General features: G+C 53.1%; 24 protein-coding genes and 3 pseudogenes. 9 read left to right on the top strand and 18 right to left on the bottom strand.

What is annotated here, in order from left to right; all coding sequences use genetic code 11:
• Positions 1–34: 34 nt before the first annotated feature.
• A complete protein-coding gene (locus tag ACJ9Y9_RS24235) occupies positions 35–268 on the top strand; it encodes a hypothetical protein (RefSeq protein WP_004196176.1) in 234 nt (77 codons plus the stop codon).
• Between the two features lie 332 nt (positions 269–600).
• Here the strand turns inward: ACJ9Y9_RS24235 and ACJ9Y9_RS24240 are convergent, their stop codons facing one another.
• From ACJ9Y9_RS24240 to ACJ9Y9_RS24290, 11 genes are all read right to left on the bottom strand, one after another.
• Positions 601–1,281: an IncP plasmid survival protein KfrC family protein gene (locus tag ACJ9Y9_RS24240; RefSeq protein ID WP_003019731.1), complete on the bottom strand. Its 681-nt coding sequence runs from the start codon at positions 1,279–1,281 to the stop codon at positions 601–603.
• Positions 1,282–1,302: 21 nt separating this feature from the next.
• Entirely contained in the window at positions 1,303–2,316 is a 1,014-nt protein-coding gene (locus ACJ9Y9_RS24245) for a KfrB domain-containing protein (protein ID WP_003019728.1), read from the bottom strand.
• A complete protein-coding gene (locus tag ACJ9Y9_RS24250; RefSeq protein ID WP_003019726.1) occupies positions 2,313–2,510 on the bottom strand; it encodes an antitoxin VbhA family protein in 198 nt (65 codons plus the stop codon). The genes ACJ9Y9_RS24245 and ACJ9Y9_RS24250 overlap by 4 nt, the downstream gene beginning before the upstream one ends.
• 125 nt (positions 2,511–2,635) lie before the next feature.
• A complete protein-coding gene (locus ACJ9Y9_RS24255; RefSeq protein WP_000162907.1) occupies positions 2,636–3,649 on the bottom strand; it encodes a ParB/RepB/Spo0J family partition protein in 1,014 nt (337 codons plus the stop codon).
• Positions 3,649–4,407, bottom strand: coding sequence for a ParA family protein (locus tag ACJ9Y9_RS24260; protein ID WP_024189760.1), 759 nt, complete (start codon positions 4,405–4,407; stop codon positions 3,649–3,651). The genes ACJ9Y9_RS24255 and ACJ9Y9_RS24260 overlap by 1 nt, the downstream gene beginning before the upstream one ends.
• 8 nt (positions 4,408–4,415) lie before the next feature.
• Entirely contained in the window at positions 4,416–4,769 is a 354-nt protein-coding gene (locus ACJ9Y9_RS24265; protein WP_004196253.1) for a TrfB-related DNA-binding protein, read from the bottom strand.
• 148 nt (positions 4,770–4,917) lie between these two features.
• Entirely contained in the window at positions 4,918–5,808 is an 891-nt protein-coding gene (locus ACJ9Y9_RS24270) for a klaC (protein ID WP_094334525.1), read from the bottom strand.
• 1 nt (position 5,809) lies between these two features.
• The gene (locus tag ACJ9Y9_RS24275) at positions 5,810–6,922 is read right to left on the bottom strand and encodes a toxic anion resistance protein (protein WP_003019716.1); all 1,113 of its coding nucleotides are present in this window, start codon (positions 6,920–6,922) and stop codon (positions 5,810–5,812) included.
• Entirely contained in the window at positions 6,919–7,704 is a 786-nt protein-coding gene (locus tag ACJ9Y9_RS24280) for a toxic anion resistance protein (protein WP_109885670.1), read from the bottom strand. The genes ACJ9Y9_RS24275 and ACJ9Y9_RS24280 overlap by 4 nt, the downstream gene beginning before the upstream one ends.
• A gap of 80 nt (positions 7,705–7,784) precedes the next feature.
• On the bottom strand, positions 7,785–7,967 hold the full coding sequence (locus ACJ9Y9_RS24285; protein ID WP_227537755.1) for a hypothetical protein: 183 nt from the start codon (positions 7,965–7,967) through the stop codon (positions 7,785–7,787).
• A gap of 286 nt (positions 7,968–8,253) precedes the next feature.
• Positions 8,254–10,296, bottom strand: coding sequence for a Tn3 family transposase (locus ACJ9Y9_RS24290; protein WP_407226238.1), 2,043 nt, complete (start codon positions 10,294–10,296; stop codon positions 8,254–8,256).
• A 148-nt stretch (positions 10,297–10,444) separates the two neighbouring features.
• On the opposite strand from ACJ9Y9_RS24290, the gene ACJ9Y9_RS24295 reads away from it, so the two are divergent.
• The 4 genes from ACJ9Y9_RS24295 to mphR(A) all read left to right on the top strand — a co-directional run bounded on the left by ACJ9Y9_RS24295 (position 10,445) and on the right by mphR(A) (position 13,995).
• Positions 10,445–11,149 carry an IS6-like element IS26 family transposase gene (locus ACJ9Y9_RS24295; RefSeq protein ID WP_001067855.1) on the top strand — a complete coding sequence of 235 codons (705 nt, stop codon included), beginning with the start codon at positions 10,445–10,447 and terminating at the stop codon, positions 11,147–11,149.
• Between the two features lie 121 nt (positions 11,150–11,270).
• Complete coding sequence (locus ACJ9Y9_RS24300) at positions 11,271–12,176, top strand: Mph(A) family macrolide 2'-phosphotransferase (protein ID WP_000219391.1); 906 nt, start codon at positions 11,271–11,273, stop codon at positions 12,174–12,176.
• Complete coding sequence (gene mrx(A), locus ACJ9Y9_RS24305) at positions 12,173–13,411, top strand: macrolide resistance MFS transporter Mrx(A) (protein ID WP_000004159.1); 1,239 nt, start codon at positions 12,173–12,175, stop codon at positions 13,409–13,411. Before ACJ9Y9_RS24300 ends, mrx(A) begins: the two co-directional genes overlap by 4 nt.
• Positions 13,411–13,995 (top strand): macrolide-binding transcriptional repressor MphR(A), encoded by a 585-nt coding sequence (gene mphR(A), locus ACJ9Y9_RS24310; protein ID WP_001137892.1) that lies wholly within the window; start codon positions 13,411–13,413, stop codon positions 13,993–13,995. The genes mrx(A) and mphR(A) overlap by 1 nt, the downstream gene beginning before the upstream one ends.
• Before the next feature lie 492 nt (positions 13,996–14,487).
• On the opposite strand, the gene ACJ9Y9_RS24315 is transcribed toward mphR(A), so the two are convergent.
• Both ACJ9Y9_RS24315 and ACJ9Y9_RS24320 read right to left on the bottom strand, forming a co-directional pair.
• Positions 14,488–15,252, bottom strand: coding sequence for an IS6-like element IS6100 family transposase (locus tag ACJ9Y9_RS24315; RefSeq protein WP_001389365.1), 765 nt, complete (start codon positions 15,250–15,252; stop codon positions 14,488–14,490).
• A gap of 57 nt (positions 15,253–15,309) precedes the next feature.
• Positions 15,310–15,666 (bottom strand): annotated as a pseudogene (locus tag ACJ9Y9_RS24320) (DUF4158 domain-containing protein); the annotation flags it as partial.
• Positions 15,667–15,828: 162 nt separating this feature from the next.
• Here ACJ9Y9_RS24320 and ACJ9Y9_RS24325 point away from each other — a divergent pair.
• The 4 genes and pseudogenes from ACJ9Y9_RS24325 to ACJ9Y9_RS24340 all read left to right on the top strand — a co-directional run bounded on the left by ACJ9Y9_RS24325 (position 15,829) and on the right by ACJ9Y9_RS24340 (position 19,305).
• Positions 15,829–16,386 carry a recombinase family protein gene (locus tag ACJ9Y9_RS24325; protein ID WP_001217881.1) on the top strand — a complete coding sequence of 186 codons (558 nt, stop codon included), beginning with the start codon at positions 15,829–15,831 and terminating at the stop codon, positions 16,384–16,386.
• A 122-nt stretch (positions 16,387–16,508) separates the two neighbouring features.
• A complete protein-coding gene (locus ACJ9Y9_RS24330) occupies positions 16,509–17,489 on the top strand; it encodes an IS481-like element ISKpn27 family transposase (RefSeq protein WP_013213985.1) in 981 nt (326 codons plus the stop codon).
• Positions 17,490–17,611: 122 nt separating this feature from the next.
• A pseudogene (gene bla, locus ACJ9Y9_RS24335) lies at positions 17,612–18,213 on the top strand (class A beta-lactamase).
• Between the two features lie 210 nt (positions 18,214–18,423).
• Entirely contained in the window at positions 18,424–19,305 is an 882-nt protein-coding gene (locus ACJ9Y9_RS24340) for a carbapenem-hydrolyzing class A beta-lactamase KPC-2 (RefSeq protein WP_004199234.1), read from the top strand.
• A 249-nt stretch (positions 19,306–19,554) separates the two neighbouring features.
• On the opposite strand, the pseudogene ACJ9Y9_RS24345 reads toward ACJ9Y9_RS24340, so the two are convergent.
• From ACJ9Y9_RS24345 to ACJ9Y9_RS24365, 5 genes and pseudogenes are all read right to left on the bottom strand, one after another.
• Positions 19,555–20,418, bottom strand: a pseudogene (locus tag ACJ9Y9_RS24345) (IS1182-like element ISKpn6 family transposase); the annotation flags it as partial.
• A gap of 463 nt (positions 20,419–20,881) precedes the next feature.
• Positions 20,882–21,037, bottom strand: coding sequence for a hypothetical protein (locus tag ACJ9Y9_RS24350; protein ID WP_013213988.1), 156 nt, complete (start codon positions 21,035–21,037; stop codon positions 20,882–20,884).
• A 127-nt stretch (positions 21,038–21,164) separates the two neighbouring features.
• A complete protein-coding gene (locus tag ACJ9Y9_RS24355; protein ID WP_013213989.1) occupies positions 21,165–21,590 on the bottom strand; it encodes an antirestriction protein in 426 nt (141 codons plus the stop codon).
• 110 nt (positions 21,591–21,700) lie between these two features.
• Positions 21,701–21,979 (bottom strand): hypothetical protein, encoded by a 279-nt coding sequence (locus ACJ9Y9_RS24360; protein ID WP_013213990.1) that lies wholly within the window; start codon positions 21,977–21,979, stop codon positions 21,701–21,703.
• A gap of 533 nt (positions 21,980–22,512) precedes the next feature.
• Positions 22,513–23,073: a replication protein gene (locus tag ACJ9Y9_RS24365; protein WP_014343471.1), complete on the bottom strand. Its 561-nt coding sequence runs from the start codon at positions 23,071–23,073 to the stop codon at positions 22,513–22,515.
• Between the last annotated feature and the right edge of the window lie 342 nt (positions 23,074–23,415).

The raw sequence follows: 23,415 nt of genomic DNA on the forward strand, positions 1-23,415 counted from the left end.
TTTAGCGGCTAAAAAATCCTGGGAGAATAGTTAAATGCAAAACGTGTCAATGATGGAAGAAACACTGCGTAAAATGAGAAAACATGGTAGCCAGACTATCGAAGTAACACAGTCTCTGGAAGCCTTTGGCCGCTATAAACCCCGCCCTGCTTTCCAGGACTGGATCTACCGTTTGAAGAAAGGCGAACGCTTACCACGGGGCCGTTACTTTGTAGGCAAAAAACCAGGTCGCCCATTTCAAATCATCGACGAGGTTCTTTACCGTTAGTGAGCTATTTTTGTCACCCTGTAGGTTCGGTGTAGTGACAACGTAACGAAAATTAATTTTAGCGGCTAAAATTGGCGGGTTTTGTTTAGCTAAAAGATATTGCATTATCGCACTTGATGTTATATGTTTACTTCATGGTCTGGCGAGGTTTAGGCAACCTCCCTGTAAGGCGGGAAAGCGGAATGCAGCCTATGTAGTCAGATCGCGAAGTTTGTTGTAGCGTGCCTTATCGCCAACCGGCCTGAACCCCGTTTATCGGGGTTTCGCTGTTTTTGGGGGGTAGGAATTGTTGCGGAAAAAAAATCCCCGCATGACGGGGATTCTGTAGCTGATCAAGTTATTGTTCTTGTAAGGCTCAGACCATTCCCTTTACTTAGTGATGGAGCCTGCTCTCTTTGTAGCTTTTCTTTCTGTTCTTTCGCCTGCTTCCGCATGAGATTCTCATGCGCTCGCTGTGCGGCCCGCATTTCATCCCATCCTTCGGCAAGCTCTGGTTTATCATGCCGCACTTTGGCCGTCGCCAGTTCGTGTATACGCGGGCCATGTAACCCCATCCCGTCATGAATCTCTTTGACAGTTTCCAGCCGGTTCTGCAGGCGACTCAGCAATGACTGTTGTTGTTGTACCTGCGACTGCCATTTTGCCTTCTGGCCGGGCAGAGCCAAAAACCCAGGCTGACGACTCATCATCTGCTGCAGAACCGCCTCCTGCTTGTCTATCAGCGATTCCAGCCGGTTTTCAAGGTTTTCTGCCTGCGTTTCTTTATCCGCTACTGCCGCCTCTACCGCATCCTTATATTCCTGCTCGATGTTACCGGCGTCAGTTTGCGAATCCTGTAAATGGGATGGGTCATTGATCAACTGCTGCTGCTCGTCATGCAGCTGCTGTACCTGTTCCTGGATATTTACAGCTTCCGACTCTGCGATAAGATCAGGTTTAATATCAGGCTGCTGACGAGGGGGGGAGGTATCCCGGACCGCGCCGGGATTTTTAAATGGGGTAGTTGGCTTCATCCGGGACTCCTACGCTATTCGCTATCTGGAGAACTTCCGGCCCTGCTTCTCTGTGGCTGCTGCTACCTGAGCTTTACCGGAAGTCTGGTCATACGAAATACTCTTTTCCGTACCTACTTCTGGCAGTTTATCGAAATTTTGGCGATCATGCTTGAAAATCTGCTTACCTACCTGCTGATATACTGATTGTTTATCTGCGTGTAAAATCGGCCCATTATAAGAGCTGGCTTTATCCGGCCCCTTGGACAGATAAAGCGGGTAAATGCCTGGCTTTATGCTGCCCGCTTTATCAACGTTGTCATTTTTCCATTTGCCTGCTTCTTCGCTTTGCAGCACGCGCTGGCCGTTCATGACAAGAACACGCTGTTTGCTCATGTCGGTGTTACTCCTGGTGTTATCGTCAACCGTCTGTGTCGGGATAGGGCTGACTGCTATTTTTATAATGTCAGCAAGCATGGATGAATCTGCGTTGATAACGGCCACGTCACGCGCAAGATACAGTTTTCTCCTTGCATCATCATCTGCTGCCACCATAGACCAGTCCAGGTTCATACCGGCATTTAATGCCAGGTCTGACGTGAACTGTCTCAGCGTCCGGCTGTTTCCTTCCCTGAATGGATGCAAAGCATCCAACTCGCCGTAATAATGCCCTAGACGCTCTGAAAATTTTTCGGGGTCCATTCCATGAAAGAATTGCTCTTTCTCCATGGAGAGAAAAAGTTTACTCAGCTCAGGTTCAATGTAGGCTGAATCAGCGTACATCACCTGATTACCCAAACGCTCTTTGACCATCATCCCGGTATTTTCCCGGAATTCACCGGCCCACGGATAAATGCCGTTAAAAATGCGTTTGTGAGTTTCTTTTAGGCGCTGCTTGTCGAAAGGACCAATGATAGGGCTTTCTTCCAGCTGCGATAAGTTAAGCGCTACTGTGTCGCGCTCAAACTCTTCAAGCTGTTTTTTATCCCTGATCCCAGCGTTGTTGATAAGGGTATCAGTACCCGGATACAGATACGGGTCTTTTTTGTCGCTCATGCCTGGTGTTGTTTTGCACGTTGAGCATGATATTCGAATATCTCCGCTCTACCCTGCTCGTAAGTAATTTCACCGGCAATGATGCGTTGTTTGATACCTTCATAAAGGGGGGTTCCGCTAGGGTCCATACCTTCCAGCCTCAGACTGGCCTCAGCTTTTTCAAATCCTCTTGCCCTGACTGAACTGTTTGACATGGCCCCTCCGGTTAAATTTTGTTTAGCTATATTATAATATTTTAGCCGCTAAAATCATGCAATACTGCAAATTACTTAAAAAAAAATCCCGCGACTGCGGGATTCTGAGCGGAAATTGATACCTTTTATCCTTCAATAAGGCAAATTATTTTCACGTTTTCGAGATTTAGCTCTTCTTCTACACCAGTTGAATCAAACTTAATCCAGGCAAGCCCTTCTTCACTTGGGCGCTTGGTCAGGATAAGGCGGCCCTGCTCCCCCAGGTACTCAACGATAACAATAGCCTTTTTGAATTTATCAGGATCGGTTTCCTTTTCTGGCGTCTTACGGACCTTATCGGTCACATCGTTATCATCGTGGCCGTCCGTATCATCTTCGGCAGCTTCCGAATCGGTACGGCCATTGAAGGCGTCAATGGTGTCTGGATCACGCTTGCTGGATTCTTTTTCGTCCAGGAACTCACGGAAAACTTTCACCGCACTACGGGTAATGTCTTCACCCTCGTTCTCTTCAAGAAGTTTTTGAACTTCTTCCGGGTCTTGCTTGTAAGCCGTTACCAGCTCATTAACTACGGTAACATCACGGATTGAGCCTTTATTAAAAGCATCTGCTATACAATCCGGCAGATCCAGCAACGCGGCGTGTTGGGTTACGAACGCTGGCGACTTGCCAAGCCTTTTAGCAATCTGAGATTTTGATACCCCCTCAGCCAGTTTGCGGCCAATGTGTACGGCAATTTCACGCGCCGTCAGGTCATTACGCTGGATGTTCTCAATGACCTGATCATCGTCGCTATAGTCATTATCGATAAAAGCGGGAATTTGTTTCTTCCCGGCCACTTTACTGGCTCGCCAGCGACGTTCTCCATGGTTAATGATATAGCGCCCCGCTTGCTCCGGGTTCTCGCGAACGGAGACAGGCATTTTCACACCACGCGCTTTAATGGTATCAGCCAGCTCCTTAATGGATTCCTCTGAGAACCCTGGGTTGTCCTGCTTACGCGGTTGTTCAGGATCGGGATCAATCGCATCAACGTCCAGCATCAGTGGTTTACCCTCAGCACCTGCAGACGCATCAAGAAAGTCGGAGAGATCACCAACGGTATCAAGGCCAAGGCCGGAAGAATTTTTTTTAGTCATTATGCAATCTCCATCTTAGTAAAAACATGATCGGCCAGTGCTCTCATTTCCTGGCTGGCTTTACGTGCTGCTGTCTTCTTGATTTTCCAGACAGGGACATGTGAAGCCAGTGCATCAGCAATGCTGCTTCGCAACCCGACAGACACAGGAACCATTAACGTAGGGTAGGCCGTCTGCAGCTCCTGCAGGTGGTTTACATGGCGAGGATTGCGGCCATCTACCTTACTTGGAACCATACCAATAAATTCCAGCTTGCTGTTCATTTTGCGTTTCACCTGGGTGAAGGTGGTCAGCATTTTTTTAATACCCTGAATTGAGTACACCTCAAGCTCAATAGGGCATACCACAAAATCAGCGCTCGCCAGCGCAACGATAAGCGCATTGTTAACCGTAGGCGCAGTATCAATCAGGCAGACGTCAAAGCCACTGTCGGCCAGCTGCTGCAGGTTATGGCGGAACTGCTTCACCATTTCCGGCAGATTTAATTTTTCTACGTTTGCCAGTTGAATATCTGACTCAATGAGAGAAATTCCGCTCTCAGGCATTTGGGTAAAGCGAGTTGGCTCGATCTCGCCCCACATTTCATTCGCTTTAATGCCGGACGAGAACTGTTTCAGGGTAAAAGAGGCGTTGCCCTGGGTATCCATATCGATTACAGCAACCCGCTTGCCTCGTTCTGAAAAATCAAATGCCAGATGAACCAGGGTGGAAGTCTTGCCAACACCACCTTTTTGATTTGCTGTAACCAATACTTTCATAGCCATCGCTATTCTTCCTGTTTACGTTTTGCCTCGTCAGCCCACTTTTTAACAATGAAAGCCTGCCGCTCCGGTAACACTACTTCAATACGCACAAAGCCGTCAGGTACTTCTTGTTTATAGGCATCCCACACTCTGTTAACTGCCTGAGAAACAGCCCCGCGAGAAATATCCAGCGTTTCAACAAAATATTTCTGCGGTCTCCCTTCAACCAGTACGCCGTAAGCGATATCAAGCGTTTGCTTACCAACATTCAGGCTTCGGGTAACTCTTGCAAATACCTCATTAGTCAGGCGTTTTTTTTCACTTTTTTCATCGCCAGTTTTGGCAACGTGCGGGTCATTACTATTAACAGTCGTCATAAAATTTACTTCCAAATTCAACGTCTTTGACTGGACGCCTCAATGACACCGCAAACACAGTTTAGCTAAACTGCGTTTGCAGGTCAATCATTTTAGCCGCTAAAATCCATTTTTTAATGGATATAACGAAAAAACCCGGAAAGCCGGGTTATTTCAGTGCAACATCTTTGATGAAAGCTACTCGTTTTTTCATCTGCGCCCCCCACAGGAATAACATGCCTCCGAGGAGAACAAGAATCCCACTAATCGAAAATCCTGCAGATGAAACAGAGGTAAAGAAACGTGCCTTTTTCAGTTTTCCCTGCGCATAACGGGTAGCCGGTGGCGTGATTGTTTCCTTAAAAGCAGTCATTTCAAGCCCGTATCTGACATCAGCAGGGACAGGCTCAGCTGGATTACGTTGATAGTCGGCTACAACCTTCCTGACCAGATCGATATCGGGTTTGTTCTCCCGGATACTGGCCTGCGCTTTGACGTAATCAAGTAACTTGGCAGTTTCTGGAGTCTGGCCGCTGATTTTTTCAAGATAGGTAACAAGCTCTGCTGGCTTATCATCCTTGATAAGCTGCCTGACTACTTCTGTCGGCGAAGAGGAATCATCTTCTGGCGTTTCAGTTAACGTACTCAACATCATCTTGGCTCCGAAGATGACGGGAAGGATTCCCAATAGAGGAAGAACGGACGTTACACCTTCCCCGTCAAACACCTTAAAAGCAACGTACACAAGAACAATCACCACCGGGATAGCGGTGAACAGTGGCGATGAAAGGTAGCCTGAGAACGCTGATGTGAATGGCATTGCAGATGAGAACACATCACTTGCTTCTCCATGACCGGCAGAAGGTAACAATAGCCCCGGTACATCTATCATAAAATCATTAATACCCGGACTTAACAAACGCGAAATGGCATAGCCTACTCCCGCAACGACCAGTGTTGCCAGCCCTGAGATAAGTAAAACAATACCGCTTCTGCTGATAGTGCGAGTACGTTTATCAAGGGCAGATACCTCCTGCCCGATACTGTCAGTCTTAACCATCTTAAACCTCCTGAGTGATCCCTTTCTGAGTCAGTCTGGCCCTGAGATTTTCACGCATGGTTAACACCTGCTTTTCAGTCTCACGGAGTTTTGTCGCCCCCTCACGTTGAATCTTAATAACGTCACCGACAGTCTGGATCAGCGTATCCTGTACCTCTTTAAGCGTACTGACGTCGATTACAAGCCGCTGATTAGCGCGCATCGTTTCAACCGCATTCCGGTGCAGCAGTTTTGCGTTACTGCGAAGGAGTTCGTTATTGGCGTTATCAATATCATTCGCCAGGTTAACAGCATTACGCTGACCATTCAGGGAAATAGCCAACAGGAATTGTCTCTTAAAGTTCGGGACCGTTGTTTCTTTAACGCTATGAAATTTATCAACAAGGTTCTGATTATTCGCCTGGATGATACGAATCATCGGCAGAACCTGCATGGCCGACTGCTGAGACACGATCAAATCTCCGATTCGCTTATCCAGATTAGAAATCAGCGTATCGAGATCGGCTACTTCCTGGAAAGAGGCAGGGTTATTTCCGACACTCGCTCTTAGCTTCTCAGCCTGCAGCTGCAGCTGCGAAAGACGGACCTTGCCTGCGGCAATGTGGACGCCAAGAAGGTGATGTTCTTTTACCACCTCTTCAAACATCTGCTGCAATGCACCGTTATTAGCAGCCAGGCTACGCTGCGTAATAGACACCTCAGATACCAGCGCATCTATCTGCTCGCGGGTAGAATCAAACTGTGCAGCGAAATTCTTACCCCGTGTGCGGATTTTATTGATAATCGGACCGATGACCGGCAGGTTAGAACGGCTTTCCGTCAGGTTTGAAACATTCACGCTGCGGGCCAGGTTGACGACTTCCGTCAGCTTAGAGCCAGCGTCATCCAGATCTTTATTTCTGATCTGTTCCAACAGGCTATCTGCATAAGCTGCAGTATTTTCGGCAACATCACGGCCAAACTGATACACCGTGTCCGGGTTGCTGGCATCAATACGCTCTGCAACGGCCTGAATCTCAGATTCATCTTCCTGGCGTAAACCAAACTTTTCCAGTTCGGTTGCATTAATGACATACGGCGTAATTGCAGTATTGGTGGCAGTTTGAGTATTCATTTATCGATCCCCTCTAAACTCTTATGCAGACTTTTCATAAGCGCCTGGTGTGCCTGAGTCGCTTTGCTGACCATATCCGGGTCCATGTTTGTTGTCGTGATTAGCGACAGGGTATGTTGTCGCCAGACAGGAACCAAAACATTCACGGTTTCGTTGAAACGATCCAGAATATCAATGCACTGAGCGCGGGTAATTTTCATTTGCATGACGCTCATTTCATGCGAAGCAAGCAACGTAGCAAGGTTTGCGATTTTCCTGGCAAATCGTTCACGCGGCTTATCGAAGACAATATTCAGGTCGTCGGCTTTCGGTTCTTCTGGTATTTCGCGTAAATATTCCCTTCCGGCGTCAATGAACACTTTGAGCCTTTCAATTTCCTGATGATGAATCACCATGAGATCTTCCAGCGCATGAAGCATTTCGTATACGTGCTCCATGAAACTTTTCCCTTCACCAATTAAAGCCTCAACATTCATGCGAGCTTTTTGATAACGAACCTTTTTTTCAAGATGCGTACCTGAGAAACGGGAAAACCATGATGGTTTCCTTGCAATGCTCCGGGGATCGGCCTCAGCCAGCGCATTAACTATTTGGCTTATTGAGCCGGACAATGCGGAGACAGCTGACTTTTCCATAAGCGACGAGTAGCGGTCCATAGCATTAGAAGAAATTTCCGATTCGCCATATCTGCTTATCGCATTTGCATCGCTGAATAAGGTCGGTAAAATGACCTCTTTCAGCCGTTCCTTGGTTGGAACCTCGATATTTCCTGCACCTGTCATAATAGCCTCTGTCTTACATTTTGATTTAGTTTAGCTAAACAAAATGATTTGTACAATCTTTTTAGCCGCTAAAATCGCAGCTACACATTAAGTTGCTTATTTATATTGAAACGCAGGTCATCTTCTTTCAGCGCGAACTCGATTTCACAGAGCAGGCTTTCAAGCAGGGTATAAGTCAGCAGACCGTTATTCTTTGCCATGCCGTTAGTGATCAGCTGTTTCACAAATGGGGAAAAAGCACGAATTTTATGAAGATCTGACATATCAACTTCATCGTTATGCCATTTTCCCTGGAGATAACCTGCAGCTCCTACAGCGCCATACAACATGACACATCCAATCAATGAGAATACTGCGCCAGTCAGTGGATGGGGTCTGACGCTCAGTGGAACGAAAACTCACGTTAAGCAACGTTTTCTGCCTCTGACGCCTCTTTTAATGGTCTCAGATGTCCTTTGGTCACCAGTTCTGCCAGCGTGAAGGAATAATGGCCGAGCATATTGATATGTCCGTGGCAAAGCGGGGAGAGGCGTGCGATATCTTCATCATTCAGTGTTTCACCCTGCGCCCGGAGATGATCGGGGCTGCCTGCATATAAATAGTGTTCCATAACACGACGGCGTTAGTGACCAGCCCCAGTGCGCCCAGTTGATCTTCCTGACCGTCGGTATATCGTTTTCTTATCTCACCTTTTTGACCGTGACAGATGGCTCTGGCAACGGCATGGCGACTTTCTCCCCGATTAAGCTGGGTCAGAATGCGCCGGCGGTAATCTTCATCATCAATATAATTAAGCAGATACAGCGTTTTGTTGATGCGCCCCACTTCAATGATTGCCTGAGTCAGTCCGGAAGGACGTTCACTTTTCAGCAATGAACGGACCAGCACTGAAGCCTGTACTTTGCCCAGCTTCAGGGAGCCAGCGGTCCGGATCATTTCGTCCCACTGAAGGACTATTTTTCGGGGATCTGATTGCCCTCTGGCAATATCATTCAGCACGCCATAGTCGGCATCATGGTCCATTCGCCAGAAAACCGAAGCACCGGCATCAGCCGGGCGTGGAGAAAACTGGTATCCCAGCAGCCAGAAAAGGCCAAAGACAAGTTCGCTGGCACCTGCTGTATCGGTCATAATTTCGGTTGGATTCAGCCCGGTCTCCTGTTCCAGAAGACCTTCCAGCACAAAGATAGAGTCCCTCAGCGTCCCCGGTATAACGATGCCATGAAAGCCGGAATACTGATCGGACACAAAGTTGTACCAGGTGATCCCTCTGTTATTACCAAAGTATTTGCGGTTCGGTCCGGCATTGATTGTTCTGACTGGCGTAACAAAGCGCATTCCATCTGCAGATGCCACTTCTCCTCCACCCCATATCTGTGCCAGTGGCAGCGTTGCCTGAAAATCAACCAGTCTGGCATTAGCGCTGGTGATAGTTTCAGCCCGCAGATAGTTCGCTTTTGTCCAGTTCAGCCGGTGTCGGGTCAGTGCAGGAACATTTGATCTGATCAGTGGTTCCAGACCGATATTGCAGGCTTCAGCCATCAGCACGGCGCTGATGCTGACGGGCAGATCATCAACTCTGGCACTGGCTTCACTAGCATGGAAAAACTCATCAGCAAATCCGGTATGGGCGTTAATTTCGAGCAGCAACTCCGTTAAATCCACCGGAGGGAGTAGATCACTGATCATTTTGCTCAGTCGTTTCAGACTGTCCGGCTCATCAAGACTGGCGAGGGGAGAAATTGTCAACCGGGGCTTCGGGCCAGAAACATCGAGTTCGACAGCCTCATTTTCGCAAAGACGTGCAGCAACCTGTCTGTAACGACTATCAAGCTGATGACCCAGAGATTTTATTGCTTCCTGCGGGTCTGTCGGGTGCCCCAAAGAACGATAAACCTTAATCCGGTTTGCCTGCCAGTCAGCACCCTGTAGTAATCTTGCACGAGGATCTCCCCACCGGTTACTGCCGGTAACGTAGACATCCCTCCGCCTCAGACTATCCTGCAGTTTACTGAGAAAGCAGAGCGTGTATCCCCTGCGGGTGATATGTTTTTCCTTGTTAATCACCAGCCGTTTCCATGACCGACTGATAATTTCCGTTGGTGCGTCGTCAAAAAACTGCCGCCGTGAGCTGAACTCCCGGCTGAGGTAGTCACAGGCATTCAGAGTGGTAACCCCGGCAGGTGCGGATGAAAATTTAACGGTATTCAGCAGATGGGGCAGGAAACGACGAACGCGCCCGTACTGCTCCACCATTTCTTCATGAAAATTATCGTCTGAGGGCCGGGCAATTTCACGGACAAGCGTGATGATTTCAGCCAGCTTTTGCCTTGGGATGTAGCTGAACACCTCAGCACGAATCGATTCGTCCGGTGTTTCTTCTTTCAGCAGGTACGAACATGCGCTGGCGAGCGCCAATGCAGATTTATCCAGATCCTTCAGCGAGCGGAGCCGTTTTCTGCCCAATCTTTCTGGCGTCACGGATGATAACGGCCAGCATGGCGTCCAGAACGTCCAATGCATCATCCAGCGCCAGCGTTTCCATGCAAGGACAAAGGCAACCAGAACCGCCATCCTTTTCTGCGGTGACATCCTCGGCAATATTGAACACCGAAGTCATACCAGCATAACGTGCGAGATTTTTCAGGCGCACAGCCGGGAGTGTACTCAGGTTTTCGGCACTGTTGCAAATAGTCGGTGGTGATAAACTTATCATCCCCTTTTGCTGATGGAGCTGCACATGAACCCATTCAAAGGCCGGCATTTTCAGCGTGACATCATTCTGTGGGCCGTACGCTGGTACTGCAAATACGGCATCAGTTACCGTGAGCTGCAGGAGATGCTGGCTGAACGCGGAGTGAATGTCGATCACTCCACGATTTACCGCTGGGTTCAGCGTTATGCGCCTGAAATGGAAAAACGGCTGCGCTGGTACTGGCGTAACCCTTCCGATCTTTGCCCGTGGCACATGGATGAAACCTACGTGAAGGTCAATGGCCGCTGGGCGTATCTGTACCGGGCCGTCGACAGCCGGGGCCGCACTGTCGATTTTTATCTCTCCTCCCGTCGTAACAGCAAAGCTGCATACCGGTTTCTGGGTAAAATCCTCAACAACGTGAAGAAGTGGCAGATCCCGCGATTCATCAACACGGATAAAGCGCCCGCCTATGGTCGCGCGCTTGCTCTGCTCAAACGCGAAGGCCGGTGCCCGTCTGACGTTGAACACCGACAGATTAAGTACCGGAACAACGTGATTGAATGCGATCATGGCAAACTGAAACGGATAATCGGCGCCACGCTGGGATTTAAATCCATGAAGACGGCTTACGCCACCATCAAAGGTATTGAGGTGATGCGTGCACTACGCAAAGGCCAGGCCTCAGCATTTTATTATGGTGATCCCCTGGGCGAAATGCGCCTGGTAAGCAGAGTTTTTGAAATGTAAGGCCTTTGAATAAGACAAAAGGCTGCCTCATCGCTAACTTTGCAACAGTGCCGGATTGAATATAACCGACGTGACTGTTACATTTAGGTGGCTAAACCCGTCAAGCCCTCAGGAGTGAATCATGACCGTAGTCACGACCGCCGATACCTCCCAACTGTACGCACTTGCAGCCCGACATGGGCTCAAGCTCCATGGCCCGCTGACTGTCAATGAGCTTGGGCTCGACTATAGGATCGTGATCGCCACCGTCGACGATGGACGTCGGTGGGTGCTGCGCATCCCGCGCCGAGCCGAGGTAAGCGCGAAGGTCGAACCAGAGGCGCGGGTGCTGGCAATGCTCAAGAATCGCCTGCCGTTCGCGGTGCCGGACTGGCGCGTGGCCAACGCCGAGCTCGTTGCCTATCCCATGCTCGAAGACTCGACTGCGATGGTCATCCAGCCTGGTTCGTCCACGCCCGACTGGGTCGTGCCGCAGGACTCGGAGGTCTTCGCGGAGAGCTTCGCGACCGCGCTCGCCGCCCTGCATGCCGTCCCCATTTCCGCCGCCGTGGATGCGGGGATGCTCATCCGTACACCGACGCAGGCCCGTCAGAAGGTGGCCGACGACGTTGACCGCGTCCGACGCGAGTTCGTGGTGAACGACAAGCGCCTCCACCGGTGGCAGCGCTGGCTCGACGACGATTCGTCGTGGCCAGATTTCTCCGTGGTGGTGCATGGCGATCTCTACGTGGGCCATGTGCTCATCGACAACACGGAGCGCGTCAGCGGGATGATCGACTGGAGCGAGGCCCGCGTTGATGACCCTGCCATCGACATGGCCGCGCACCTTATGGTCTTTGGTGAAGAGGGGCTCGCGAAGCTCCTCCTCACGTATGAAGCGGCCGGTGGCCGGGTGTGGCCGCGGCTCGCCCACCACATCGCGGAGCGCCTTGCGTTCGGGGCGGTCACCTACGCACTCTTCGCCCTCGACTCGGGTAACGAAGAGTACCTCGCTGCGGCGAAGGCGCAGCTCGCCGCAGCGGAATGAGCGAACGTCGATATAGCCCGCTCGCGACGCTGTTCGCGGCGACCTTTCTCTTCCGGATCGGCAACGCGGTGGCGGCCCTCGCGCTTCCATGGTTCGTCCTGTCTCATACAAAGAGCGCGGCCTGGGCGGGCGCCACGGCCGCTAGCAGCGTCATCGCGACCATCATCGGCGCGTGGGTTGGTGGTGGCCTCGTCGATCGGTTCGGGCGCGCGCCCGTCGCATTGATCTCGGGTGTGGTGGGCGGCGTGGCCATGGCGAGCATCCCACTGCTCGATGCCGTTGGCGCCCTCTCGAACACTGGGCTGATCGCTTGCGTGGTGCTCGGTGCCGCGTTCGACGCACCCGGTATGGCCGCGCAGGACAGTGAGCTGCCCAAACTCGGCCACGTCGCCGGGCTCTCCGTTGAGCGCGTCTCGTCACTGAAAGCGGTGATCGGGAACGTCGCGATTCTAGGTGGCCCGGCCCTTGGGGGGGCCGCAATCGGCCTGCTTGGCGCTGCGCCAACGCTCGGGCTGACGGCGTTCTGCTCCGTCCTTGCAGGTCTGCTCGGCGCGTGGGTGCTTCCCGCGCGTGCCGCTCGGACGATGACCACGACGGCGACTCTCTCCATGCGCGCCGGCGTCGCTTTTCTCTGGAGCGAACCCCTGCTGCGCCCTCTCTTTGGTATAGTGATGATCTTCGTGGGCATCGTTGGCGCCAACGGCAGCGTCATCATGCCTGCGCTGTTTGTAGATGCAGGACGCCAAGTAGCAGAGCTCGGGCTGTTCTCCTCAATGATGGGGGCTGGTGGTCTCCTTGGCATTGCCATTCATGCGTCGGTCGGCGCCCGGATATCAGCGCAGAACTGGCTGGCGGTGGCATTTTGTGGCTCTGCGGTGGGCTCGCTTCTGCTTTCACAGTTGCCAGGCGTGCCGGTGCTGATGTTGTTGGGCGCGCTCGTGGGACTGCTGACCGGCTCAGTCTCTCCCATTCTCAACGCTGCCATCTACAACCGCACGCCGCCAGAACTTCTCGGCCGGGTACTCGGCACGGTCTCGGCGGTGATGCTGTCAGCCTCGCCCATGGTTATGCTTGCGGCCGGCGCGTTTGTCGACCTTGCTGGTCCGCTCCCTGGCCTCGTTGTATCGGCCGTGTTTGCGGGGCTCGTGGCTCTACTCTCGCTCCGTCTTCAATTTGCTACAATGGCGGCGGCAGCCACAGCCTCCGCCCCAACCCATACAGAAGGTGAACACTGATGCCCCGCCCCAAGCTCAAGTCCGATGACGAGGTACTCGAGGCCGCCACCGTAGTGCTGAAGCGTTGCGGTCCCATAGAGTTCACGCTCAGCGGAGTAGCAAAGGAGGTGGGGCTCTCCCGCGCAGCGTTAATCCAGCGCTTCACCAACCGCGATACGCTGCTGGTGAGGATGATGGAGCGCGGCGTCGAGCAGGTGCGGCATTACCTGAATGCGATACCGATAGGCGCAGGGCCGCAAGGGCTCTGGGAATTTTTGCAGGTGCTCGTTCGGAGCATGAACACTCGCAACGACTTCTCGGTGAACTATCTCATCTCCTGGTACGAGCTCCAGGTGCCGGAGCTACGCACGCTTGCGATCCAGCGGAACCGCGCGGTGGTGGAGGGGATCCGCAAGCGACTGCCCCCAGGTGCTCCTGCGGCAGCTGAGTTGCTCCTGCACTCGGTCATCGCTGGCGCGACGATGCAGTGGGCCGTCGATCCGGATGGTGAGCTAGCTGATCATGTGCTGGCTCAGATCGCTGCCATCCTGTGTTTAATGTTTCCCGAACACGACGATTTCCAACTCCTCCAGGCACATGCGTAAACGGAGGTGTGCAGAGTCCCTGCGGCAGGCGACGAACACGACCGTCGTCGATTAGTACCGGTACGGTCGGTGGTATCGAAGTCTTGATCACCACTCAGGTCTACGGCTTACAAATGGTGACCATCCCGATACTTGCGTCAGAGCACCGGGCCGATTCTTTGACAGTGAATCACTCCCGTAAGGTTGTGCCGGTGTGGGTGTCCCGGGTCGAGACGATACTCCGCCAATGCGCCCAGCAAACAACCTGGCCATCGCAGGTGGTGGGGAGCGGTGTGGCGGATGAGTTGGACAAGTTGGTGTAGCAGCACGAGCACGGCGAGATAACATCGCAGGAGTTCGACATGCTCAAGAGACAGCTGATTGCGAATCGCGATGCAGATTCATAACCCGATTGCGGGTTGGCTTCACTCCACCATCACCGAGCAGACTAGCACGGCGGGCTCTGTTGCAAAGATTGGCGGCAGTCAGAGGTAGGCTGTCGCTCTGCGCCGATCAGGCGGCTGCTGCGAAATGGTGGTTGAGCATGCCCATGGCCTCCGTCAGCGCCGAGGGCCCAATGCCAAAAGCTCTCTCCACAAGGCGCACCTCGCCCCTGATGCCGGGCTGCAGGCACCAGGGGCGAGCCTGTCCTTTGCGCAGGGCTCGCATGACTTCGAATCCCTTGATCGTGGCATAGGCCGTGGGGATCGATTTGAAACCGCGCACCGGCTTGATCAGTATCTTGAGCTTTCCGTGATCGGCCTCGATCACGTTATTGAGATACTTCACCTGCCGGTGGGCCGTCTCCCGGTCCAGCTTTCCTTCGCGCTTCAATTCGGTGATCGCTGCACCATAGCTCGGCGCTTTGTCGGTATTGAGCGTGGCAGGCTTTTCCCAGTGCTTCAGGCCTCGCAGGGCCTTGCCCAGGAACCGCTTCGCTGCCTTGGCGCTGCGGGTCGGCGACAGGTAGAAATCGATCGTGTCGCCCCGCTTGTCGACTGCCCGGTACAGGTAGGTCCACTTGCCCCGCACCTTGACGTAGGTTTCATCCAGGCGCCAGCTCGGATCAAAGCCACGCCGCCAGAACCAGCGCAGCCGCTTCTCCATCTCCGGGGCGTAGCACTGGACCCAGCGATAGATCGTCGTATGGTCGACCGAAATGCCGCGTTCCGCCAGCATTTCCTCAAGGTCGCGATAGCTGATCGGATAGCGACAATACCAGCGCACCGCCCACAGGATCACATCACCCTGGAAATGGCGCCACTTGAAATCCGTCATCGTTCCGTCCGTCCAATCTCCGCCAAGCATGCTCAAGCTTCACGATTTTTGCAACAGAGCCAATTCACGATACTGATAGTGCTGACGTATCAGCGCTGCATGCTCACGGCGGGTATTTTCCCTCTGACCGTATTCTGCAAGAACGGTGATATCACGAATCCCGAGCTGTCTGGCGGTAAAATGCCGGACGCCGGAAGGAATATGATTCATATCGGTGAGGAAGGTGCCCAGAAAACGGACACATCCAATTTGCAGGGCAATGCCCAGACGGTTGTGATCACCTCTGCTTTTTCCGATAAATTCCTTGTCTGCTTCATCAAGGTGAAAATATCGTGCCAGCTGAAGCTCATCCGGTTCACCGGTGAATCTGCCATAGCTTTCAGTCTGCTCAGTGGTCAGAAAGTCAACGGGCATATCGGCCTCCCTGCCTGACGGGCATTTAGTAACATTTTTCCAACCGTACGAAATGTTATAAATTATCAGACATAGTAAAACGGCTTCGTTTGAGTGTCCATTAAATCGTCATTTTGGCATAATAGACACATCGTGTCTGATATTCGATTTAAGGTACATTTTATGCGAATTTTTGGTTATGCGCGGGTCTCAACCAGCCAGCAGTCCCTCGATATTCAGATCAGAGCGCTCAAAGATGCAGGGGTAAAAGCTAACCGCATCTTTACCGACAAGGCATCCGGCAGTTCAACAGATCGGGAAGGGCTGGATTTGCTGAGGATGAAGGTGGAGGAAGGTGATGTCATTCTGGTGAAGAAGCTCGACCGTCTTGGCCGCGACACCGCCGACATGATCCAACTGATAAAAGAGTTTGATGCTCAGGGTGTCGCGGTTCGGTTTATTGACGACGGGATCAGTACCGACGGTGATATGGGGCAAATGGTGGTCACCATCCTGTCGGCTGTGGCACAAGCTGAACGCCGGAGGATCCTAGAGCGCACGAATGAGGGCCGACAGGAAGCAAAGCTGAAAGGAATCAAATTTGGCCGCAGGCGTACCGTGGACAGGAACGTCGTGCTGACGCTTCATCAGAAGGGCACTGGTGCAACGGAAATTGCTCATCAGCTCAGTATTGCCCGCTCCACGGTTTATAAAATTCTTGAAGACGAAAGGGCCTCGTGATACGCCTATTTTTATAGGTGTCTGGACTCGTGGGATCATGTACCCATGCGTAGCTGGCCGCTCTTCAAGGCCAGACACGTTTTGCGTACACTGTTCCAATCCGACTCTTCACTGGCAACTCGATGACCCAGGCACTGCACAGCCAAGCCCGTACTACCCACCTGATCCGTGAGGAAATCAGGAACTCGACGCTCCCGCAGGCCGAACTGGCCAGGATGTACAACGTCACCCGCCAAACCATCCGAAAGTGGCAAAACCGCGAGTCTCCTGAAGACAAGTCGCATGCGCCGAACAAGATGTACACGACGCTCACGCCCGAGCAGGAGCTCATCGTGGTGGAGCTGCGCAAGACGTTGCTGCTGCCCACGGACGACCTGCTGGCGGTCACGCGCGAGTTCATCAATCCAGCCGTCTCGCGTGCCGGCCTGGGACGTTGCCTGCGCCGCCACGGTGTCTCGGATCTACGTAACCTGGTCGAGCAGGAAGGCACTGCGCCCGCCACGAAAAAGACCTTCAAGGACTACGAGCCGGGCTTTGTGCACATCGACATCAAGTACCTGCCGCAGATGCCCGACGAGACGGCAAGGCGCTATCTCTTCGTTGCCATCGACCGTGCTACGCGCTGGGTCTTCATCGAGCTCTATGCCGACCAGACCGATGGCAGCAGTGGCGACTTCCTCAACAAAGTCCAGCAAGCCTGTCCCGTCAAGATCGTCAAGCTTCTGACCGACAACGGCAGCCAGTTCACCGACCGCTTCACGGCTGGCGGCAAGAAGAAGGAACCCAGCGGCACACACGTGTTCGACCGCCTGTGCAAGCAGCTCGGCATCGAGCACCGGCTCATCCCGCCTCGTCATCCGCAGACCAACGGCATGGTGGAGCGCTTCAACGGTCGTATCAGCGACATCGTCAACCAGACCCGTTTTGGTTCAGCTGCCGAACTGGAATCGACGCTGCGCAATTACGTCAAGATCTACAACCACAGCATTCCGCAACGCGCGCTCCAACACAAAACACCCGTTCAGGCGCTCAAGGAATGGCATGAAAAACGCCCTGAATTGTTCAGGAAACGCGTGTATAACCAGCCGGGTCTTGACATATAGGTTAATGTCATGATAATAATGGTTTCTTAGACGTCAGGTGGCACTTTTCGGGGAAATGTGCGCGGAACCCCTATTTGTTTATTTTTCTAAATACATTCAAATATGTATCCGCTCATGAGACAATAACCCTGATAAATGCTTCAATAATATTGAAAAATGACTTGGTTGAGTACTCACCAGTCACAGAAAAGCATCTTACGGATGGCATGACAGTAAGAGAATTATGCAGTGCTGCCATAACCATGAGTGATAACACTGCGGCCAACTTACTTCTGACAACGATCGGAGGACCGAAGGAGCTAACCGCTTTTTGCACAACATGGGGGATCATGTAACTCGCCTTGATCGTTGGGAACCGGAGCTGAATGAAGCCATACCAAACGACGAGCGTGACACCACGATGCCTGCAGCAATGGCAACAACGTTGCGCAAACTATTAACTGGCGAACTACTTACTCTAGCTTCCCGGCAACAATTAATAGACTGGATGGAGGCGGATAAAGTTACAGGACCACTTCTGCGCTCGGCCCTTCCGGCTGGCTGGTTTATTGCTGATAAATCTGGAGCCGGTGAGCGTGGGTCTCGCGGTATCATTGCAGCACTGGGGCCAGATGGTAAGCCCTCCCGTATCGTAGTTATCTACACGACGGGGAGTCAGGCAACTATGGATGAACGAAATAGACAGATCGCTGAGATAGGTGCCTCACTGATTAAGCATTGGTAACTGTCAGACCAAGTTTACTCATATATACTTTAGATTGATTTAAAACTTCATTTTTAATTTAAAAGGATCTAGTTTTGATAATCTCATGACCAAAATCCCTTAACGTGAGTTTTCGTTCCACTGAGCGTCAGACCCCTAATCCCAGCTGTAGCGGCCTGATTACATCCGGCCGCTACACCTAGCTCCACCTTCAAACAAGGAATATCGTTGATGTCACTGTATCGCCGTCTAGTTCTGCTGTCTTGTCTCTCATGGCCGCTGGCTGGCTTTTCTGCCACCGCGCTGACCAACCTCGTCGCGGAACCATTCGCTAAACTCGAACAGGACTTTGGCGGCTCCATCGGTGTGTACGCGATGGATACCGGCTCAGGCGCAACTGTAAGTTACCGCGCTGAGGAGCGCTTCCCACTGTGCAGCTCATTCAAGGGCTTTCTTGCTGCCGCTGTGCTGGCTCGCAGCCAGCAGCAGGCCGGCTTGCTGGACACACCCATCCGTTACGGCAAAAATGCGCTGGTTCCGTGGTCACCCATCTCGGAAAAATATCTGACAACAGGCATGACGGTGGCGGAGCTGTCCGCGGCCGCCGTGCAATACAGTGATAACGCCGCCGCCAATTTGTTGCTGAAGGAGTTGGGCGGCCCGGCCGGGCTGACGGCCTTCATGCGCTCTATCGGCGATACCACGTTCCGTCTGGACCGCTGGGAGCTGGAGCTGAACTCCGCCATCCCAGGCGATGCGCGCGATACCTCATCGCCGCGCGCCGTGACGGAAAGCTTACAAAAACTGACACTGGGCTCTGCACTGGCTGCGCCGCAGCGGCAGCAGTTTGTTGATTGGCTAAAGGGAAACACGACCGGCAACCACCGCATCCGCGCGGCGGTGCCGGCAGACTGGGCAGTCGGAGACAAAACCGGAACCTGCGGAGTGTATGGCACGGCAAATGACTATGCCGTCGTCTGGCCCACTGGGCGCGCACCTATTGTGTTGGCCGTCTACACCCGGGCGCCTAACAAGGATGACAAGCACAGCGAGGCCGTCATCGCCGCTGCGGCTAGACTCGCGCTCGAGGGATTGGGCGTCAACGGGCAGTAAGGCTCTGAAAATCATCTATTGGCCCACCACCGCCGCCCTTGCGGGCGGCATGGATTACCAACCACTGTCACATTTAGGCTAGGAGTCTGCGCGGCAGAGCCGTGTGACCGGTTTTCTGTAGAGCACTGACGATGGCGGCGGCGCTCTCTGCAATTGGCAAGGCGTCGGCGCCAAGGATACCAATCTTGCGGCGCGCGGCGTGTTATGACGACTGGGGTGCATTTGAGCCGCCCCATTTAACCTTCGCCCTCACAGATACGCCATTCGCCTCAGATTTAGCGCCATGCAGACGAGCTTCCACTCGGCTTGCACCTTGTCCAGGCCCCTCATGCTGAACTGACGCAATCCCATCACCGCCTTGATCCAACCATTCGGAGCCTCCACGATCGACTTGCGCCGGCGGTAAGCTGCATCGCCTTGCTCCGTTTTCAATTTCGCCGCAATCGCCGCCGTATGCGGATGGGTCTTGGCATTGACCTTGGCATCTTCACGTCCCTCGCGGCCGAGGGCAACGATGACATCGCCGTGGTGATCGGCGACCTTTGCCAGAACAGCCTCACTACGGAATCCCGCATCCGCCAGCGTCTGGGCCGGCATTTCTCCGGTGTTGGCCTGAACTGCTGCCAGCATGCCCAGCAGCGCCTGACTGTCCGCGGCGCAGTTGGTCAACTCCGCCGCCACGATGATCTGGTGCTCGGCATCGACCGCTGTGTACCCGTTGTAGCTCTGCTCGGAGCCACCACCGGCGTGTTTCATGATCCGGCTGTCCGGATCGGTGAAGCTTTCCTGATCACGGTCATCCGGCACACCAAACTCGCGTTTGTACGAGCCACCGCCCTTGTCCGAGCCATCCGGATGGCGAGGCCGGCGGCCATCGTCTTCGCTGCGCCCCCGGGCCTGGTCCGCTTCACGCTGGCGCGCTTCCAGGCGCGCCTTTGCCGCCTGGATCGCCTCCAGGCGCTTCTCGCGGCGAGAAATCTCGGCAGGAATGTCCAGCTCCGGCTCGTTACGCTCCTGGTCGTCGGTAGCCTTGGCGCGATCAAGCAGCGCCTTGATCTCGCAATGCAATTCGTCCTCGGCCGGCTTCATGCGCTTATAGCTCATCGCCTTGTGGTCGCCATGTTTGGCGGCTTCGTATTCAGGTTCTTTAGAGAGATCCTTTAGATCGCCGTTCCTCACTACTGCCGGGAAGTCTCCCCAGGGAGCACGTTCGGCCTTATGTTCGGTCATGGTTTCAATCCCGGTCAGCGTCCCATATAGCCCCGAAACCTGCCAGGTGGGCCAAGATAGACCAGGCACCATAAGCAATAGGGCTAGGGTTGGTTTTGCTCACCCAACGCCTGAAGGTTCGGGTTCCCTTTCCGCTGCCTCTCTCACCAGGCAAACCAACGAGATCAGCGACATCAACGCCACTGAGAGGCTTACTAAGCCCTTTTCGTTGCCTAATCAGCTCCAACACCTCTTTGATTTCATCGGCGGTTGGAGCCTGCCAATCTTCAGCGAACGGCCTAAGCGTTTCAGGTCTAATCATGCGATAAATCCTCAAATAGCCCCGGTCAATGCCGGGGCTTTTTTATCAATGGGTAACGGTCGCGGCGGCCTCCCGATACGCCTTCAGTTCAATCAAGAGCAAGCCAAGCTCCCGCATCTTCATGCGCGGCATATGAACGGGGCGGCGGGCCGTCAGAGCGTCGCCAATGTGTTTTGCAAGTGATACAATATCCGTATTCATCGCGTTTATCCTCAAATTGACCGGTGAAAGCCCCTGTGATTGGTTGCAGCCATACCAGGGGCACCATTTCTTTTTCTACCTATGCACCTCCTTTAAGAGCCCCGGCCATCACCGGGGCTTTCTGTTGCTAGTCTATTGCGGCCAAGATGGCCTCTTTTTCGTCATGCTCACAAGCCCAATCCCGCAAGCTGTGATACAGCCTTGAAAACCGCTCCTGGTCAGCGCCTTCTGTGTGAAATGACAGATGGCTATAGAGGTAGAGGCAAGCGGTAATCCCGGCAGCATCGGCGCTCATTTGGCCACTAAAGTAGTTCATGGCCTCGATGTTCAGCATTTCATCACGACGCCCAGGAGCCATATAAAAGCCGCCGTTCGACAGCTCCCACATAAGCCAATAAGCCCCGCGATACTCGCGGCAGAGCCCTTTCATTTGCTGGTAAAGCATCGACTCGAAAACCACATAGAAACGGCCTACATAGCGGGGCATTGCAGCCATACGGCGAGGGGTGGCGACCAGGGAGCAGATCAGGGGATTAAGTTCTGTTTGCATCATCGGAGTTCTCCGGTATTGACCGTGGCGGGTGCCCGGCCTTCTGAGATATATAATAGGCCATTTTGGCCTATTGTGTCAAGCGGGTACAATAAAAAATAGGCCAAATCGGCCTACTTTTTTTCTCTCCAACTGAGCCACATTTTATTCAGCTCCAGGCTGCGGGCTGGCCAATCTGGCAGATTCACCGCATGGGCGCGGTAGTTGATCCGAGTATTCAGAGTGCAACGGGGAAAGGGGTTGGCCACCTTGCAGTAACGATAAAACAGACCGACGAGGCGAGCACCGTAACGATCACGCTCCCAGGTCAAAACGTTGTGCATATGCTCGCGGCGTTCGCGTATCCATTCTCGATAGAGTTGGTGAAAGGTGCGGTTAGCTGTGTGGATCATCGGAGTTCTCCGGTATTGACCGTGGCGGGTGCCCGGTCTTCTTAATTAAGATTATAGGCCAAAATGGCCTACTATGGCAAGAAAAAGCGCGCTCTACGTTAAAAAAATCACGTAGTCGCGGGGGATTGCCGCCAAGATTTCGCATAGCGTCGCCTGATTTCGTACGTACGAAATGGGCCACCTGGTCGAGCTGCTGCCGATGCCTGGTGAGTTGGCCACCTGGTTGATTTCCTTCTGGCGTCCAGATCTGAACTTGGCCACCTGGTCGAGCTGCTGCCGGTGCCTGGTAAGTTGGCCACCTGGTTGATTTCCTTCTGGCGTCCAGATCTGAACTTGGCCACCCGGTCGAGCTGCTGCCGGTGCCTGGTAAGTTGGCCACCTGGTCGAACTGCTGCCGGATCTAAAGGTGGAATATTAAGCAGGTAGTGATAGACTGAGATCCAGCATGGCTATACGCCTGCTAACCCCTCAAAAGAAAGCAGCCTCTAGGGCTGCCATCCGTTACGAAATCTCACTCACTTTGAAATAGCCATCTAAACGGCTTTACACCTGGCCGCCTGAAGGGCAACCGCTGAGGCTTCGCCATTAGTAATAGGGGAGGGACTTGTCTCACTGTTTTGTTGAGGTGAAGGCTTGCCCAGGCGATACCATTTAGCCCGGCTCATGCCCATAGCTTCCCAGGGCTTTTGCCTGCTCAATGAGTTGGCTTCATAGGCTTCACGCTCAAGCTGGCCAGCGGCGCGGCGACGTTCTTCATCACGCAGTCTATCGCGCTCTCTGCGGCGCTTCTGAGCCTCGTCAGTGCTGATAATCGTCTTCAGTTGCTCTTGTTCTTGCTGTGAGATCTGGAATAGGTTGATCAGCGTGTCGTTTTTGGGCGTGTATAGCGGTGCAAACGACTTTCCGCCGAACTCGACACGTTCCCCAGCCTCATAGGATTTCGCCTTGCTGTAGAGCGTCATAAGCTCTTTGGAGCGGTAAGACCAACGAGTATCCAGCTCGGAGGAAAGAGCGGCGGCCTCATGGTACATCTGGGCGCTGTTTGTTGCCCCGGAGAGAAGGAGAAAGTTAAGACGCCAGAAAAGATGCCTCATTCGCTCGCCTTCGTTGATTCCACCTCTGAGCTGGCCCAACTTGCGTAGGTCTTCCGGGGGAACCGCAGAATTCGGAAAAAATCGTACGCTAAGCTAAGGAAGGTCTGAAAAAGCCCCCGCTCGAGAAATGCATCCCAGCAACCATGCGGGTTACAGAGCGGTGATTTCGCGAAACATGGGCTTTTTCAGAGCTTCCTTAGCGTTACGATAAAGCTAGCATGGAAACGATAGGTGCAAGCAAGTTAAGGGTTGCATCGCGCATGTCAATCTAGGCTATACCTCAACTGGGCGTCAGTCGGCTCACTGGCATCGCGTCAGACTAGGGCCGCTTTCTGCATTATC

This window comes from Enterobacter sp. CPE_E1241 (assembly GCF_045618265.1).
GTDB classification, from domain to species: domain Bacteria; phylum Pseudomonadota; class Gammaproteobacteria; order Enterobacterales; family Enterobacteriaceae; genus Enterobacter; species Enterobacter adelaidei.